This window comes from Kosakonia sp. YIM B13588 (assembly GCF_042788165.1).
Taxonomy (GTDB): Bacteria; Pseudomonadota; Gammaproteobacteria; order Enterobacterales; family Enterobacteriaceae; genus Kosakonia; species Kosakonia sacchari.
This window is the reverse complement of sequence record NZ_JBHZPO010000001.1, coordinates 723,081-740,169: the sequence shown is the minus strand read 5'-3', so window position 1 is coordinate 740,169 and position 17,089 is coordinate 723,081. Positions and strand designations below refer to the sequence as shown.

The window sequence follows — 17,089 nt, the reverse complement described above, 5'->3', positions numbered from 1 at the left end:
CCCGCACTGCGGGGTTTTTTTACTGTCGCGTTGGCACTATCGCTGGCGCGCTTTTTCGCTCGCCCCAGCCAAGGTTATTGCCTGCGGCAGCCAGCAGAATTAATACGCCACCCGCCATTTGTACCGCGCTTAATGTATGCCCGAACAGCGCGTTATCCACCACAATCGCCACCAGCGGATAAATAAACGACAGCGAGCCAATTAGCGGTGTGGGGAGCTTTTGGATCGCGCTGTACAACAGCTGATACATCACGCCGGTATGTACAATGCCGAGCGTTAGCAGAATACCCCACGGCAATGTCCCGCCGGACGTAGGCAGATGAACCAGCGGCAATAACATCACCGTACCGGTTAATACCTGTATCAGGGCAATGTGCTGCGGCGGAAGTTGCTTAAGGTGGCGGGTGATTAACGCGGTGACGGCATAGAAAAAAGCAGCGCCCAGCGCCATGGCAATACCGATAAGCCATTGCGTGTTCGGGTGATGCAATTCACTGAGCAGCAGAAGCACAACACCGGAAAATGCCGCCAGCAGCCATCCCCACTTCGTAAGCGTAACGCGCTCGCCGAGCAACATGCTCATCAGCACCAACATAAAAGGCTGGGTGTTGTAAACCACCGTGGCCAGCCCTATTGAAATGCGGCTGTAAGCAGCGAACAGCAGTAGCCAGTTAATCACCAGCGCGATACCGCCCGCTATTGTCAGAAATAACACCGGGAACGCAAGTCGCGTGAAGGGTTGTCTGCCAAAGCGGATAAAAAGAAATAGCGCGCCGGCGCCTATCAGGCAGCGCCAGAACACAACATCAATCACCGGCAGACCGCTAAGCAGCACAAATGCGCCAATCGACCCGGAAATCAGCATTGCCAGGCTCATCTGCCAGGTGCCATTAGGGATAGTTTTCATTTTTCATCTCCTGAAGGTTGTTGGCATATTGTGAAAAAACGGCGACCAGCTTTATATGGTTGTTGTAAGGTGTATGACGATTAATTCCTTTAAAAATTAGGTGAAGATGATGGATTACCTTATTGACGATATCGACAGAGCGATTCTGGCCTGTCTGGCAGAGGATGCCCGCCAGTCACTGAAGGTGTTAAGTGCGAGAGTGGGGCTGACGTCGCCCAGTACGGCAGAACGTGTTAAACGGCTGGAAGAGCGCGGCGTGATTGAAGGCTATGGCGCGCGCGTAAACCTGACCGCGCTGGATTACCGCTTGCAGGCGCTGGTGCGCGTCCGTCCGATGCCGGGTATGTTGCAGAAGGTGGATAAAATGCTCCAGGCACTGCCAGAATGCATTGAGTGTGACAAAGTGACGGGAGAAGACTGTTTTGTTATGCGGCTGGTGGTGCGCTCGATTGAGCAACTGGATACGTTGCTGGATGGCATCGCCGAATACGCGCAGTGCAATACGTCGATAGTGAAGAGCAGCCCCGTAAAAAGACGGTTACCGCCGCTGTAAGGCTCATCTGCCAGCCGTGCGCAGCGCCATCTTTTGCCGTTGTGGCAAGGTTTGCTCGCCTCGCTCGGGTGGAATCCTGGTCGATGATTCTCGTCCTTCCCCAAACGGAGAATATGAAGGATTGGCGCAATTATTAAGACTGAGGATTTATTTAAAGATGGTGGTGGGGGAAGGATTACTCGTCACTTCGTTCCTCGCCCTTCGGGCCGTTGCCTGCGGCAACGTTCTCTCGCATGCGCTCGAGTCGAACCTTGGTCGAAGGTTCTCGTCCTTCCCCAAACGGAGACTATGAAGGATTGGCGCAATTATTAAGACTGAGGATTTATTTAAAGATGGTGGTGGGGGAAGGATTCGAACCTTCGAAGTCGATGACGGCAGATTTACAGTCTGCTCCCTTTGGCCGCTCGGGAACCCCACCAGGGGGAAATCAAATTATCGATGCAGGATGTAGATGGTGGTGGGGGAAGGATTCGAACCTTCGAAGTCGATGACGGCAGATTTACAGTCTGCTCCCTTTGGCCGCTCGGGAACCCCACCACGGGATTACTACATTGTTGTGATGTTGCGAAAGGGAAGGATTATTCGGAGCTAACGCTCCTCTCCCTTCGGGCCGTTGCCTCTGGCAACGTTCTCTCGCTGGCACTCGAGTCGAACCTTCGAAGTCGATGACGGCAGATTTGCAGTCAGCTACCTTATGATCGCTCGGGCACCCCACCACGGGGTAAAGCTATTTGTTACTGGCCTGCTTCCATCTCGGGAAGCGCGGCGCATCATATCAAATGACGCGCCGCTGTAAAGCGTTGAAACGAGAAAAATGAATCAGTTGTCTGCTTTTTGCCCGTAACGATGCAAAGCCGAACAACGCATTAAATTAATGGTTAAAGAATAATCGTGCGATTGCCGTAAACGAACACGCGTTGTGCTAACACCTGATACAGTGCGCGGCTCAACACGTTCTTCTCGACATCCCGACCCGCGCGCATCATATCCTCGGCGGTATAGGTGTGATCCACATGAATCACGTCCTGCATAATGATTGGGCCTTCATCCAGATTGTCATTCACATAATGCGCAGTGGCACCGATGATCTTCACGCCGCGCTCGTAGGCCTGATGATAAGGGCGGGCGCCAATGAAAGCGGGAAGGAACGAGTGGTGAATATTGATGATCTTATTCGGGAAGCGAGAGACAAACTCTGGCGTTAATACACGCATATATTTCGCCAGTACTACGTAATCTGGCTGGTGCGCTTCAATGGCCTGAGCCATTTGCTGGTCATGGGCTTCACGCGTCAGGCCTTCATGGCTAACCAGTTCAAACGGAATATCAAAACGCTCAACCAGCGAACGCAGCGTTTCATGGTTGCCAATCACGGCGGCAATATCGACATCCAGTCCGCCATAATTTGCTTTCATCAGCAAATCGCCAAGGCAGTGCGCCTCTTTGGTGACCAGAATGACAACGCGGCGACGACCGGCTGGATTCAGCTCGCGTACAGAACCTTCCGGGAGCGCACTATCGAGATCCGCAAGCAGCGTGGCATCGTTAAAAATACCTTCGAGCTCGGTACGCATAAAGAAACGCCCGGTGCGGTGATCGACAAATTCATTATTCTGCACAATGTTCAGTTCGTGCTTGTAACAAATATTGGTGATTCGCGCGATGAGGCCTTTCTGGTCTGGGCAAATGGTGCGCAAAATTTTACGTTGTGTTGAATGCATTGCCGGGTAAATCCTGTTGATGGTGTTTGCTTTAAGGTGCTGGCAGGCTTATTGTCCGCAGCACTTTTTGAATTTTTTACCTGACCCGCAAGGGCAGGGATCGTTACGGCCAAATTGCGGCCGCGTTCCGTCGATATAGTACCACTGGCCGTTCTCCTTTAAGAATCGGGAACGTTCGATAATTGCGCCGTCTTTACCGTACTCATTAAACCGCGCCACAAAGCTGACGAAGCCTTCATTATCATTTTCGCCGTAAGCATGCTCAAATACCGTCAGACCGCGCCATGTGGTCGCCGCGAAGCCCGCTTCAATTTGCTGGCGGAACGTCTCAGCGCCACAAGATGGGTGCCAGGTTTTTACCAGGTACTCTGACTGATGTAACACAAAAGCTGTATAGCGCGATCGCATCAGGCGTGACGGATCCGGCGCAACCTGCGTACCAGACAGATAAGGCTGGCAACATAGGCTATACTCCAGAGCGCTACCGCAAGGGCAAGACTGTGACAAAATAGCATTCCAGGAATAAAAATAACGGCGCGTTGGCGCCAGGGTAGCGATATGTTAACTGAGCCGTAGCGCTGTGGCTACAGTAAGCCGGGGGAAGTAAAATACGCGTAATGAGAAAGGTAAAAATTGGTCTGGCGCTCGGTTCCGGCGCGGCCAGAGGTTGGTCGCATATCGGCGTGATTAACGCATTACAACGCGCGGGTATCGAAATTGATATTGTGGCGGGGTGTTCCATTGGTTCACTGGTTGGTGCTGCTTACGCGTGTGGACGTCTGCCGTCGCTGGAAAAATGGGTACGCTCTTTTCGTTACTGGGATGTGCTGCGGCTGATGGATCTCTCCTGGCAGCGCGGTGGTCTGTTGCGTGGTGAACGCGTGTTCAATCAGTATCGCCAGTTGTTGCCGTTCGCGGATTTTAGCCATTGCCAGAAACGCTTCGGCGCTGTGGCAACCAACCTTAGCACCGGGCGCGAGCTATGGTTCACTGAAGGGGATTTACATCATGCTGTTCGCGCCTCCTGTAGTATGCCCGGATTAATGTCACCGGTTCCGCATAATGGTTACTGGCTGGTGGATGGCGCGGTGGTGAATCCCGTACCGGTTTCCCTTACCCGCGCGTTAGGCGCGGATGTGGTGATTGCGGTGGATTTGCAGCATGACGCCCATCTGATGCAGCAAGATCTGCTGTCGGTGAATCTATCTAATAATGATAAAGACAGCGACACGGTTGCCACACAGCGCTGGCATCAACGCCTGCGTGAGCGGCTGGGGCGGATAACGCCCAAACGGCCAATCGCGCCCACAGCAATGGAAATCATGAGCACCTCGATTCAGGTGCTTGAAAACCGGCTCAAACGTAATCGTATGGCTGGCGATCCGCCAGATATTCTGTTGCAACCTCTTTGCCCACAAATTTCAACACTCGATTTTCATCGGGCAGATGCTGCTATTGCAGCGGGGCAACTGGCGACAGAAAAGAAAATGGATGAGTTGCTTCCGTTAGTGCGGACCCTTTCGTAAGTAGAGTTTTTATAGACTTCAGCAAATTCTGACAGGCGATTATCGGCGAAGCATGCCACTATTGATCTATCGTCAGGCAGGGGAGATAAGATGACGCAGCCGTTGACCGGAAAACAGATACTGATCGTTGAAGACGAGCCCGTTTTCCGCTCTCTGCTGGATTCGTGGTTGCAATCTTTAGGCGCGATAACGCTGCTGGCGGAAGATGGGGTCGTCGCGCTCGAATTGTTGGCAGCAAATAAGCCCGATCTTATGATTTGCGATCTTGCAATGCCGCGCATGAATGGCCTTGTTCTCATTGAGACGTTACGCAATCGTGGAATGCAAACGCCGGTGCTCGTGATATCGGCGACAGAAAACATGGCGGATATCGCCAAAGCATTGCGTCTTGGCGTTCAGGATGTCGTTCTTAAACCCGTTAAAGATCTTAATCGATTAAAAGAAACGCTCTTCGCCTGTCTTTATCCTAATATGTTTAATTCACGCGTTGAGGAAGAGGAGCGCTTGTTCCAGGATTGGGACGCGCTGGTCGATAATCCACAGGCCGCGGCGAATTTGTTGCAGGAACTCCAGCCACCGGTACAACAAGTTATTTCCGGTTGTCGGGTTAATTATCGCCAACTGGTTTCTGTTGAAAGCCCCGGTCTGGTGCTGGATATCGCGCCGATATCAGGCCAGGATCTCGCGTTTTATTGCCTGGACGTCACGCGTGCAGAAAATAACGGCGTGCTGGCGGCCCTGCTGTTGCGCGCCTTATTTAATGGGTTACTGCAAGAACAACTTTCTCACCAGCGCCAGCGTTTACCTGAGATGGGCGCGCTGCTCAAGCAGGTAAATCAATTATTACACCAGGCTAATTTACCCGGCCAGTTTCCGCTACTTGTGGGTTATTACCACAGTGAATTGAAAAACCTGATACTCGTTTCGGCTGGTCTTAACGCAACGTTAAATACCGGCGATCATCAAATTCAAATCAGCAATGGGGTGCCTCTCGGTACGCTTGGCAATACGTATTTAAATCAGTTGAGCCAGCGTTGCGACTCCTGGCAATGTCAGGTGTGGGGCGCCGGCGGGCGTCTGCGTTTAATGTTGAGCGCGGAATGAGCGATCGAATCATACATTGCAGATAGATTTACCCACCGCATAAAAACGGGTGGTACTATCGCCGCAGTTTATGCGTATTAGTCCTAATTAGATGTAAGCGCGTCCTTTTCAGACCTGGTCGATGGGTTGGTACTGATATACTCAGACGCGAGTTAATTCATGAACATGTTCAAGCATGGACAGTCCAGGAGATTTTCAATGGCTGCAATAAATTCGAAAGTGACTAAAGCAGTAATCCCGGTTGCGGGATTGGGAACCAGGATGTTACCAGCGACTAAGGCAATTCCTAAAGAAATGTTACCGCTGGTTGATAAGCCATTAATTCAGTATGTCGTAAATGAGTGTATCGCTGCCGGCATTACTGAAATCGTTCTGGTAACACATTCATCTAAAAACTCTATCGAAAACCACTTCGATACCAGCTTTGAACTCGAAGCAATGCTGGAAAAACGCGTAAAACGTCAGTTGCTGGAAGAAGTGCAGTCTATTTGCCCGCCGCACGTGACTATTATGCAGGTGCGTCAGGGGCTGGCGAAAGGGCTGGGTCATGCCGTATTGTGCGCGCACCCGGTAGTAGGTAACGAACCCGTAGCGGTTATTCTGCCCGACGTTATTTTGGATGAATTTGAATCCGATCTCTCCCAGGATAACCTGGCTGAGATGATTAAACGTTTTGACGAAACCGGTGCCAGCCAGATCATGGTTGAACCTGTGGATGATGTGACCGCTTATGGCGTGGTGGATTGCAAAGGCGCAACGCTGAATCCGGGTGATAGCGTTCCAATGGTGGGTGTGGTTGAAAAACCGAAAGCTAACGTAGCACCTTCTAATCTTGCCGTTGTAGGTCGCTATGTGCTGAGCGCAGAAATTTGGCCGCTGCTGGCGAAAACACCTCCGGGAGCGGGTGATGAAATCCAGCTTACCGATGCTATCGATATGCTAATCGAAAAAGAAACCGTAGAAGCCTATCATATGAAAGGCAAAAGCCATGACTGCGGTAATAAACTTGGCTATATGCGCGCATTCGTAGAGTACGGTATTCGTCACAATTCGCTGGGCGAGGAATTTAAAGCCTGGCTCGAAGAAACCGTCGGCGCCGGGAAAGCATAATACGCTTTCTTTAGTCTAAATAAGGCCGGAGATAATAGTGCATTGCACTGCTTATCTCCGGCCTTTTTTATTTGTGAATGTTCCGAATGAAAAGGTTACGGCAAAGCTGCGCAGAAGATATCGCACAAAACAATAAATAAATTGACCAGGATTTGAGCAATATGCATTCGAGAAACGTATATTCCAAATGCCATACACTATATTTGTGAAGAGAATGTGTGCTTTGTCAAAAAAAATCCCGCCAGTTGGCGGGATCCTTTTGAAATCTGGCTTGATTACTCTTCGATCAGGAAATCGTCAAGTTGTTTGCCTTGTTCGTCCATTGCTTTTTTGATTACTGCCGGAGTACGACCCTGACCCGTCCAGGTTTTGGTCTCGCCATTTTCATCAACATAGCTATATTTAGCCGGGCGTGCTGCACGTTTTGCTTTAGTACCGGTTTTAGCGGTAACCATGCTGTTCAGCAATTCGTTCGGATCAATACCGTCAGCGATCAGCATTTCACGATATTGCTGTAATTTACGCGTACGCTCTTCAACTTCAGCTGCGGCAGCGCTTTCTTCCTCGCGGCGCTCATTAACCACAACTTCTAATTTCTCCAGCATCTCTTCGAGCGTTTCCAGAGTGCATTCTCTTGCTTGCGCACGAAGAGTACGGATGTTGTTCAGAATTTTAAGTGCTTCGCTCATTGTAGTAATCTCAAACTTATATTGGGGTGGTTTGTCGGGCTAATAATAGAGCGTTAATTTCGCCAGTGCAATAGCTGTGAATGTAAGGAATTCAAAATGCCGCTTTATTAAGTCGATTTATAAATATCGCTAACTTAAATTTTTCTTGAAGAAACGCACAAAAAACATCTTATACCGATGTACTGGCAGCGCCTTTGACGGCGTGTTTATGCATAAACTTCTGATTAATCTGATCCGTGTTTATAGCCATTATGGATAAATATCGACCTTGAGTATTCCAGCGTTGAATGTGCTTCTTCCTTAAATTATTAATAATTTCCGTATACTCGGGTGAGAATGTTCCGATTAAAAAAATTTGTAAGATCATGAATTTCTTATTGCTGTTTCTTTGGCAGTAACAACTCAGATGATTAACTATTGGAATATCTATGAGTCTGCCATCGGGGATTGATTTACTTCTATCGCGGAGCAACGACAGGATGACCAGATAAAATATGGTACACTCCGCGCCGGGAATATCACACTTTGATTGGGGTTTTGCACGCAATGGCACAGCTTTATTTCTACTATTCAGCAATGAATGCGGGGAAATCAACGGCGTTATTACAATCCTCTTACAATTATCAGGAAAGAGGGATGCGCACGGTGGTTTACACCGCCGAAATTGACGATCGCTTCGGAGCAGGCAAGGTTAGCTCTCGTATCGGCTTATCTTCACCAGCGCGTTTGTTTAATCACAACTCATCGCTGTTTGACGAAATCAACGCTGAGCATCAACAACAAGCTGTGCATTGTGTGCTGGTCGACGAATGCCAGTTTTTAACGCGCGAGCAGGTGTACGCGTTATCTGAAGTTGTCGATCAACTGGATATTCCGGTGCTCTGTTACGGTTTGCGCACGGATTTTCGCGGTGAGTTATTTGTGGGTAGCCAATATTTGCTGGCCTGGTCAGATAAACTGGTTGAACTGAAAACTGTCTGCTTCTGTGGGCGTAAAGCCAGTATGGTGCTGCGACTTGATCAAGAGGGGCGTCCTTATAACGAAGGCGAACAGGTGGTTATTGGCGGCAATGAACGCTATATTTCCGTGTGCCGCAAACACTACAAAGAAGCCTTGCAAGAGGGATCTCTAACGGCGATTCAGCAACGCGTCAGAGGTTAGCTTTTCGCTTCTTCTCTTTAGCAATAAAAAACCCGCCGAAGCGGGTTTTTTATTAGCATTAACAATTAAGCGGGTTTCTTCGCTTTTTTGTCTGCTTTAACGGGAGCAGCTTCAGCTTTCACTACCGCCACTTCACCTTCTTTGTACTCGCGACCGTAGAAAGTATCCAGCAGGATCTGTTTCAGTTCGGAGATCAGTGGGTAGCGCGGGTTCGCACCGGTACACTGGTCATCAAACGCATCTTCAGACAGCTTATCCACGTTTGCCAGGAAGTCAGCTTCCTGTACGCCAGCTTCACGGATAGATTTCGGAATACCCAGTTCAGCTTTGATGCTTTCCAGCCATGCCAGCAGTTTTTCGATTTTCGCTGCAGTACGATCACCGGCAGAAGTCAGACCTAAATGGTCGGCGATTTCTGCATAACGGCGGCGCGCCTGCGGGCGGTCATACTGGCTGAACGCAGTCTGTTTAGTCGGGTTGTCGTTCGCGTTATAGCGAATAACGTTACAGATAAGCAGGGCGTTAGCCAGACCGTGCGGAATGTGGAACTGCGAACCTAGTTTGTGCGCCATGGAGTGGCACACACCAAGGAAGGCGTTGGCAAAGGCGATACCGGCGATGGTAGCGGCGCTATGCACACGTTCACGAGCAACCGGGTTTTTTGAGCCTTCGTTGTAAGAGGCTGGCAGGTTCTCTTTCAGCAATTTCAGCGCTTGCAGTGCCTGGCCGTCAGAGAACTCAGAAGCCAGTACGGAAACGTAAGCTTCCAGTGCGTGAGTTACCGCATCCAGGCCACCGAAGGCACACAGGGATTTCGGCATATCCATCACCAGGTTGGCATCGACAATCGCCATATCCGGCGTCAGAGCATAGTCTGCCAGTGGATATTTCTGACCTGTTGCATCATCGGTAACTACCGCAAACGGCGTAACTTCAGAACCGGTACCGGAAGTAGTGGTGATAGCGATCATTTTCGCTTTCACGCCCATTTTCGGGAACTTATAGATACGTTTACGAATATCCATAAAGCGCAGCGCCAGCTCTTCGAAATGGGTTTCCGGATGTTCGTACATTACCCACATAATTTTCGCGGCGTCCATCGGGGAACCGCCACCCAGAGCGATAATTACGTCCGGTTTAAACGAGTTCGCCAATTCAGCGCCTTTACGCACGATGGTCAGTGTTGGGTCTGCTTCAACTTCGAAGAACACTTCGGTTTCAACGCCAGCCGCTTTCAGCACAGAAGTGATCTGGTCTGCATAACCGTTGTTGAACAGGAAACGGTCAGTCACGATAAGCGCGCGTTTGTGACCATCAGTAATCACTTCATCCAGCGCGATTGGCAGAGAGCCACGGCGGAAGTAGATAGATTTCGGAAGCTTGTGCCACAACATGTTTTCAGCTCGCTTAGCAACGGTTTTCTTGTTGATCAGGTGTTTCGGACCAACGTTTTCAGAGATGGAGTTACCACCCCAGGAACCACAACCCAGAGTCAGGGAAGGCGCGAGTTTAAAGTTATACAGGTCACCGATACCACCCTGAGAAGCCGGGGTGTTAATCAGGATACGCGCGGTTTTCATCATCTGACCGAAGTGCGCAACGCGATCTGGCTGGTTATCCTGGTCGGTATACAGGCAAGAGGTATGACCGATACCGCCCATAGCGACAAGTTTCTCTGCTTTTTCGACCGCGTCTTCGAAATCTTTCGCGCGGTACATTGCAAGCGTCGGGGAAAGTTTTTCGTGTGCGAACGGCTCGCTCTCATCGACAACTTTCACTTCACCAATCAGGATTTTAGTAGTCGTTGGAACGGTGAAACCGGCCAGTTCAGCGATTTTGTAAGCAGGTTGACCAACAATAGCGGCGTTGAGCGCGCCATTTTTCAGGATAATGTCCTGAACTGCTTTCAACTCTTTACCCTGAAGCAGGTAACCGCCGTGGCTGGCGAAACGCTCACGGACCGCGTCATAAACAGAATCAACTACGACAACGGACTGTTCAGAAGCACAGATTACGCCGTTATCGAAGGTTTTAGACATCAGTACAGATGCCACTGCACGTTTGATATCGGCAGTTTCATCAATCACAACCGGGGTGTTACCCGCACCTACACCGATAGCCGGTTTACCGGAACTGTACGCTGCTTTCACCATGCCCGGACCGCCAGTAGCGAGGATCAGGTTGATATCCGGGTGATGCATCAGTGCGTTAGACAGTTCTACAGACGGTTGATCAATCCAGCCGATGAGGTCTTTCGGGGCACCAGCGGCAATGGCTGCTTGCAGTACGATATCGGCAGCTTTGTTGGTCGCATCTTTAGCGCGAGGATGTGGAGAGAAGATGATCGCGTTACGGGTTTTCAGGCTAATCAGCGATTTAAAGATAGCGGTGGAGGTTGGGTTAGTGGTCGGAACGATACCACAGATAATGCCGATTGGTTCTGCGATGGTAATCGTGCCGAAGGTGTCATCTTCTGACAGCACGCCGCAGGTTTTCTCATCTTTATACGCGTTATAAATATATTCGGAAGCGAAGTGGTTTTTAATCACTTTGTCTTCAACGATACCCATGCCAGATTCGGCAACCGCCATTTTTGCCAGCGGAATACGAGCATCTGCGGCAGCCAGAGCGGCAGCACGGAAGATTTTATCTACTTGCTCTTGAGTAAAGTTGGCATATTCACGCTGGGCTTTCTTCACGCGTTCAACGAGTGCGTTAAGTTCAGCGACATTAGTAACAGCCATAATGCTCTCCTGATAATGTTTAAACTCTTTTAGTAAACCAGCTGCCTAATTGGAAAGTATAGACAGACCGGCTGCAGGTTGCGTAAATTTCATAAAAACAAAGAGTTAACGCTAAACCATCCACCACTGATTTACTGAAAGAGCCTCGAGGATACAACGCACTTACTGACACTTTTGAGCTCTTTTCGTGCCATCAAGATTACCCACTTCTGAGTAAGTAATGCGTGATCTACATCAAATTTCAGCGAAGCTGACACCTTTCAGCAGCCCATTTTTGGGCGTTTGTAGCAAATGTTAATGGCATATGGCCAGGCACGCTCTAAGATTATCACAATTCCCACAACTGAATAACATGCTGTATTGCTGCGAATTTCCACGGAAATCATGATGAACTACGCGGCGAAAACGCGTATCTTCTGCATGGATTTTCCTGTCGCGCCGATAGGTTATTTATCTGACAACGTTACGAAACCCTACTGTGGAGCACATCGTGTTCGATCTTCCCCTCTATTTTAAATTTTTTATTGGCCTGTTTGCGTTGGTCAACCCGGTCGGCATTATTCCGGTCTTTATCAGCATGACCAGCTACCAGATGACCGCCGCGCGGAATAAAACGAATCTCACCGCCAATCTGTCCGTGGCCATTATTCTCTGGACGTCGTTGTTTCTTGGTGATGCCATATTGCAGCTGTTTGGTATTTCGATCGATTCGTTCCGTATTGCCGGGGGCATTCTGGTGGTAACTATCGCCATGTCGATGATCAGCGGGAAACTGGGTGAAGATAAGCAGAATAAACAAGAAAAGTCAGAAACGGCCATCCGCGAAAGTATCGGCGTGGTACCACTCGCTTTGCCTTTGATGGCGGGGCCGGGGGCAATCAGTTCTACCATCGTTTGGGGAACACGCTATCACACCGTTGAGCATTTGATCGGTTTCACCGTGGCGATCGCGCTGTTTGCGCTCAGCTCCTGGGGGCTATTTCGTATCGCACCCTGGCTGGTGCGTTTGCTTGGGCAAACGGGTATCAACGTAATTACACGTATTATGGGGTTATTACTTATGGCGCTGGGTATTGAGTTTATTGTCGCGGGGGCGAGATCGCTATTTCCTGGTTTGCTGAACTGATTCACTTCTTCCTTTAATAAGGAAATAAAAGGTTATCGTTATGCTTTCATCTATATAGCGATAACCGTTTTATATTGCAAATATGGCTGTAAAGGAACGCGCAAAATCAGCAAAACATATGACGTATCCGCAAAACGCCGGGAAGTATAATAAATTACACTAATCAGAAAATCTGTTTTCTATCAGTGAATTATAAGTATAACGAATCTTTGCTGTGCGGAATTCGCGCAATCGCACCTGTTATTTCTGTCACATAATACTATTGGGCTTGCCGTGACATAATTGAAATGATATTAGTACTTTCAATCTTCTCGCAGATGAATGTGCTAAAAAGTAGTCAATTGTTGCTTTTTTGTGCAAAAAAGCACAGCATCAGTCGAAAAACATCACATGGTGGTGATGTTCATTTATCTCATTGATAATAATAGATAAAAAAGTAACAGGGAGGCTGAAAAGCTATCGCCTGTCGGTTGATGCTGTGTCGTAAAAGAGAAATGGTTAACAAATTTGCAAAATGTATTGGCGACAGAAGAGGGCATTTGTTATTTTCCGCCCATTATGTTTCTCGACCTTATAATTTGCAGAATAAACAGCTCAGATGAGAATCGTTTTCATATAAAACGGTTGTCATAGTGAATACAGCGCGCCTCGACAGGGGAGGCGCGTAACAGAATCGACGCAAGATTGCCGTTTGAGCAGTCCGTAATAAAAAAGTCGGTGATAGCAGCAGTAAAAAAAGACGTCTGATAGCGCCAAAAAGCTCCTGCGCTATACAGGCCCCCAACAGGGGATGAAACACGCTGGCGTGAACGTCAGTAATTATAATGAGTGGAGTAACAACACAATGTCCATCATCACAAAGAAAAGTCTGGTAGCTGCGGGGATTTTGACTGCACTGATAACCGGTAACGCGGCAATGGCTGCCGATGTACCGGCAGGCGTTCAACTGGCGGAGAAGCAAACGCTGGTTCGTAACAACGGTTCTGAAGTTCAATCTCTCGACCCGCATAAAATCGAAGGTGTTCCTGAATCCAATATCAACCGCGACCTGTTTGAAGGTCTGCTGATCTCCGATGTTCAGGGTCACCCGACGGCTGGTGTTGCAGAGACGTGGGATAATAAAGATTTTAAAGTTTGGACCTTCCATCTGCGTAAAAATGCGAAATGGTCCGACGGTACGCCTGTAACGGCGCATGATTTTGTTTATAGCTGGCAGCGCCTGGCGGATCCGAAAACCGCTTCTCCGTATGCGAGCTATCTGCAGTACGGCCACATCGCCAATATCGACGATGTTATCGCTGGCAAAAAACCGACCAGCGATCTTGGCGTAAAAGCAATTGATGATTACACCTTTGAAGTCACCCTGAGCGAGCCGGTTCCTTATTTCTATAAACTGCTGGTTCACCCATCTGTTTCCGCTGTGCCTAAAGCCACCATTGAAAAATTCGGCGAAAAATGGACGCAGCCAGCTAACATCGTGACCAACGGTGCTTACAAACTGAAAGATTGGGTGGTCAACGAACGTATCGTTCTTGAGCGCAACACCAATTACTGGGATAACGCAAAAACCGTTATTAACCAGGTAACTTACCTGCCAATCTCTTCTGAAGTAACAGACGTTAACCGCTACCGCAGCGGCGAAATCGACATGACTTATAACAACATGCCGATCGAACTGTTCCAGAAGTTGAAAAAAGAGATCCCTAAAGAAGTACACGTTGACCCGTACCTGTGTACTTACTACTACGAAATCAACAACCAGAAAGCCCCGTTCACAGACGTTCGCGTTCGTACCGCGCTGAAACTGGCGCTGGATCGCGACATCATCGTCAACAAAGTGAAAAACCAGGGTGATCTGCCGGCATACAGCTACACACCGCCATACACCGATGGTGCAAAATTGACTGAACCGGCCTGGTTCAAAATGACCCAGGAACAGCGTAACGCTGAAGCGAAAAAACTGCTGGCCGAAGCTGGCTACACCGCAGACAAACCGCTGTCGTTCAGCCTGCTGTATAACACCTCCGATCTGCATAAAAAACTGGCAATCGCTGTGGCTTCCATCTGGAAGAAAAACCTCGGCGTAGACGTTAAGCTGGAAAACCAGGAGTGGAAAACCTTCCTCGACACGCGTCATCAGGGCACCTTTGATGTCGCACGTGCGGGCTGGTGTGCGGACTACAACGAGCCGACCTCCTTCCTGAACACCATGCTTTCTGACAGCTCCAACAACACCGCGCACTATAAGAGCCCGGCGTTTGACAAGCTGATCGGCGACACGCTGAAAGTCACTGACGAAGCACAGCGCAGTGAGCTTTATTCCAAAGCTGAACAGCAACTGGATAAAGACTCGGCGATCGTTCCGGTTTACTACTACGTGAACGCCCGTCTGGTGAAAACCTGGGTTGGTGGCTACACCGGTAAAGACCCGATGGATAATATCTACGTTAAAAACTTGTATATTATCAAGCATTAATGGCAATGAGTGGGGCAGGATTATCTGCCCCACAGTGTCTTATTTTATCGCACCAGAACACACATCGGTCGCAGGCTTAACCGCCTGAAAGAGAATGTGTAAAAGGCACAGGCCAGAAGGTACGGGCAATGTTGAAATTTATCCTACGTCGCTGTCTTGAAGCGATCCCAACACTTTTCATTCTTATTACCATCTCGTTCTTTATGATGCGTCTCGCACCGGGAAGTCCATTTACCGGTGAACGTGCGCTGGCGCCAGAGGTCATGGCGAATATTGAAGCGAAATATCATTTAAACGACCCGATCACCACGCAATATTTCAGTTATCTGAAGCAGCTGGCGCATTTCGATTTCGGGCCGTCATTCAAATACAAAGACTACACGGTGAATGACCTGGTAGCGGCAAGCTTCCCGGTTTCCGCAAAATTAGGTGCGGCGGCCTTTATTCTGGCCATTGTCTTTGGCGTTACGGCCGGTGTTATCGCCGCGCTTAACCAAAATACTAAATGGGATTATACGGTGATGGGGCTGGCAATGACCGGGGTTGTTATCCCGAGTTTTGTTGTCGCACCGTTATTGGTGATGATCTTTGCCATCATACTGAAGTGGCTGCCTGCGGGTGGCTGGAACGGCGGGGCGTTGAAGTTCATGATCCTGCCGATGGTGGCGTTGTCTCTGGCCTATATCGCCAGCATTGCACGTATCACCCGTGGTTCGATGATTGAAATTCTGCACTCCAACTTTATCCGCACAGCGCGTGCGAAAGGGTTGCCGATGCGCCGAATCATTTTCCGCCATGCGCTCAAGCCTGCGCTTTTGCCGGTGCTCTCCTATATGGGGCCTGCGTTCGTCGGCATCATTACCGGTTCCATGGTTATCGAGACCATTTATGGTCTGCCGGGTATCGGCCAGCTGTTCGTTAACGGCGCGCTGAACCGCGACTATTCTCTGGTATTAAGCCTTACTATTCTGGTCGGCACGCTGACTATTATGTTTAACGCGATTGTTGATGTGCTGTATGCCGTTATCGATCCGAAGATTCGTTATTAATACTGGAGTTCGCCATGATGTTAAGTAAGAAAAACAGCGAGGCGCTGGAAAACTTCAGTGAGAAACTTGAAGTCGAAGGACGAAGCCTGTGGCAGGACGCACGCCGTCGCTTTATGCATAACCGTGCTGCGGTGGCAAGCCTGGTCGTATTACTACTGATAGCTCTGTTTGTGACACTGGCACCGATGCTGTCGCCGTTTAGTTATTTCGATACCGACTGGGGCATGATGTCGAGCCAGCCGGATATGGAGTCCGGTCACTATTTTGGTACAGACTCTTCCGGTCGCGACCTGCTGGTGCGTGTGGCGATCGGTGGGCGTATCTCGCTGATGGTCGGTATTGCCGCCGCGCTGGTGGCCGTTATCCTGGGAACGCTGTACGGTTCACTCTCCGGTTACCTGGGCGGTAAAACGGACTCAGTGATGATGCGTTTGCTGGAGATCCTCAACTCCTTCCCGTTCATGTTCTTCGTGATTCTGCTGGTAACGTTCTTTGGGCAAAACATTCTGCTCATCTTTGTTGCTATCGGTATGGTTTCCTGGCTCGATATGGCGCGTATTGTACGTGGCCAGACCCTGAGCCTGAAACGTAAAGAGTTTATCGAAGCGGCGCAAGTGGGCGGGGTTTCTACCGCTAATATCGTTGTGCGCCACATTGTGCCAAACGTACTGGGCGTGGTGGTGGTGTATGCCTCACTGCTGGTGCCAAGCATGATCCTGTTCGAATCCTTCCTGAGCTTCCTTGGCCTGGGTACCCAGGAGCCGCTGAGTAGCTGGGGCGCGCTGTTAAGCGATGGTGCGAACTCGATGGAAGTGTCACCGTGGTTGCTGCTGTTCCCGGCAGGTTTCCTGGTTATCACTTTGTTCTGTTTTAACTTTATCGGCGATGGCCTGCGTGATGCCCTCGATCCGAAAGACCGTTAA

General features: G+C 49.5%; 14 protein-coding genes, 2 tRNA genes and 2 other RNA genes. 9 read left to right on the top strand and 9 right to left on the bottom strand.

From position 1 onward, the window contains the following. Positions 1–19: 19 nt before the first annotated feature. Complete coding sequence (locus ACFX4U_RS03495) at positions 20–907, bottom strand: DMT family transporter (RefSeq protein ID WP_313507568.1); 888 nt, start codon at positions 905–907, stop codon at positions 20–22. Between the two features lie 109 nt (positions 908–1,016). Here ACFX4U_RS03495 and ACFX4U_RS03490 point away from each other — a divergent pair, with 109 nt between their 5' ends. After that, positions 1,017–1,460 carry an Lrp/AsnC family transcriptional regulator gene (locus ACFX4U_RS03490; RefSeq protein ID WP_175272985.1) on the top strand — a complete coding sequence of 148 codons (444 nt, stop codon included), beginning with the start codon at positions 1,017–1,019 and terminating at the stop codon, positions 1,458–1,460. Between the two features lie 158 nt (positions 1,461–1,618). On the opposite strand, the gene ACFX4U_RS03485 is transcribed toward ACFX4U_RS03490, so the two are convergent. From ACFX4U_RS03485 to ACFX4U_RS03460, 6 genes are all read right to left on the bottom strand, one after another. Continuing rightward, positions 1,619–1,750, bottom strand: a non-coding RNA gene (locus ACFX4U_RS03485) — RtT sRNA. Positions 1,751–1,793: 43 nt separating this feature from the next. Next, positions 1,794–1,878 (bottom strand) — tRNA-Tyr (locus ACFX4U_RS03480). 34 nt (positions 1,879–1,912) lie between these two features. Then, positions 1,913–1,997, bottom strand: a tRNA-Tyr gene (locus ACFX4U_RS03475). 26 nt (positions 1,998–2,023) lie between these two features. After that, a non-coding RNA gene (locus ACFX4U_RS03470) (RtT sRNA) lies at positions 2,024–2,165 on the bottom strand. Between the two features lie 173 nt (positions 2,166–2,338). Next, positions 2,339–3,181: a formyltetrahydrofolate deformylase gene (gene purU / locus ACFX4U_RS03465; RefSeq protein WP_016495830.1), complete on the bottom strand. Its 843-nt coding sequence runs from the start codon at positions 3,179–3,181 to the stop codon at positions 2,339–2,341. Positions 3,182–3,229: 48 nt separating this feature from the next. Continuing rightward, positions 3,230–3,688, bottom strand: coding sequence for a YchJ family protein (locus tag ACFX4U_RS03460; protein WP_305735910.1), 459 nt, complete (start codon positions 3,686–3,688; stop codon positions 3,230–3,232). Between the two features lie 110 nt (positions 3,689–3,798). Between ACFX4U_RS03460 and rssA the strand changes: the two genes are divergently transcribed. From rssA to galU, 3 genes are all read left to right on the top strand, one after another. Further along, entirely contained in the window at positions 3,799–4,707 is a 909-nt protein-coding gene (rssA, locus tag ACFX4U_RS03455) for a patatin-like phospholipase RssA (RefSeq protein WP_249881719.1), read from the top strand. Positions 4,708–4,797: 90 nt separating this feature from the next. Continuing rightward, positions 4,798–5,811, top strand: a complete 1,014-nt coding sequence (gene rssB, locus ACFX4U_RS03450; RefSeq protein WP_017457160.1) for a two-component system response regulator RssB — start codon at positions 4,798–4,800, stop codon at positions 5,809–5,811. Positions 5,812–6,009: 198 nt separating this feature from the next. Further along, on the top strand, positions 6,010–6,921 hold the full coding sequence (galU, locus tag ACFX4U_RS03445) for a UTP--glucose-1-phosphate uridylyltransferase GalU (RefSeq protein WP_200550817.1): 912 nt from the start codon (positions 6,010–6,012) through the stop codon (positions 6,919–6,921). A gap of 275 nt (positions 6,922–7,196) precedes the next feature. Here the strand turns inward: galU and hns are convergent, their stop codons facing one another. After that, positions 7,197–7,610 carry a histone-like nucleoid-structuring protein H-NS gene (gene hns, locus ACFX4U_RS03440; protein WP_017457162.1) on the bottom strand — a complete coding sequence of 138 codons (414 nt, stop codon included), beginning with the start codon at positions 7,608–7,610 and terminating at the stop codon, positions 7,197–7,199. Positions 7,611–8,156: 546 nt separating this feature from the next. On the opposite strand from hns, the gene tdk reads away from it, so the two are divergent. Beyond that, a complete protein-coding gene (gene tdk / locus ACFX4U_RS03435; RefSeq protein ID WP_200550818.1) occupies positions 8,157–8,771 on the top strand; it encodes a thymidine kinase in 615 nt (204 codons plus the stop codon). A 65-nt stretch (positions 8,772–8,836) separates the two neighbouring features. On the opposite strand, the gene adhE is transcribed toward tdk, so the two are convergent. Further along, positions 8,837–11,515 carry a bifunctional acetaldehyde-CoA/alcohol dehydrogenase gene (gene adhE / locus ACFX4U_RS03430; protein WP_305735911.1) on the bottom strand — a complete coding sequence of 893 codons (2,679 nt, stop codon included), beginning with the start codon at positions 11,513–11,515 and terminating at the stop codon, positions 8,837–8,839. A gap of 487 nt (positions 11,516–12,002) precedes the next feature. Here adhE and ACFX4U_RS03425 point away from each other — a divergent pair, with 487 nt between their 5' ends. From ACFX4U_RS03425 to oppC, 4 genes are all read left to right on the top strand, one after another. Next, a complete protein-coding gene (locus tag ACFX4U_RS03425; RefSeq protein WP_370447798.1) occupies positions 12,003–12,641 on the top strand; it encodes a YchE family NAAT transporter in 639 nt (212 codons plus the stop codon). Positions 12,642–13,485: 844 nt separating this feature from the next. Beyond that, positions 13,486–15,117, top strand: coding sequence for an oligopeptide ABC transporter substrate-binding protein OppA (gene oppA / locus ACFX4U_RS03420; RefSeq protein ID WP_025263594.1), 1,632 nt, complete (start codon positions 13,486–13,488; stop codon positions 15,115–15,117). 128 nt (positions 15,118–15,245) lie between these two features. Next, positions 15,246–16,166 (top strand): oligopeptide ABC transporter permease OppB, encoded by a 921-nt coding sequence (oppB, locus tag ACFX4U_RS03415; protein WP_305735912.1) that lies wholly within the window; start codon positions 15,246–15,248, stop codon positions 16,164–16,166. A 14-nt stretch (positions 16,167–16,180) separates the two neighbouring features. Continuing rightward, positions 16,181–17,089 carry an oligopeptide ABC transporter permease OppC gene (gene oppC, locus ACFX4U_RS03410; protein ID WP_305735913.1) on the top strand — a complete coding sequence of 303 codons (909 nt, stop codon included), beginning with the start codon at positions 16,181–16,183 and terminating at the stop codon, positions 17,087–17,089.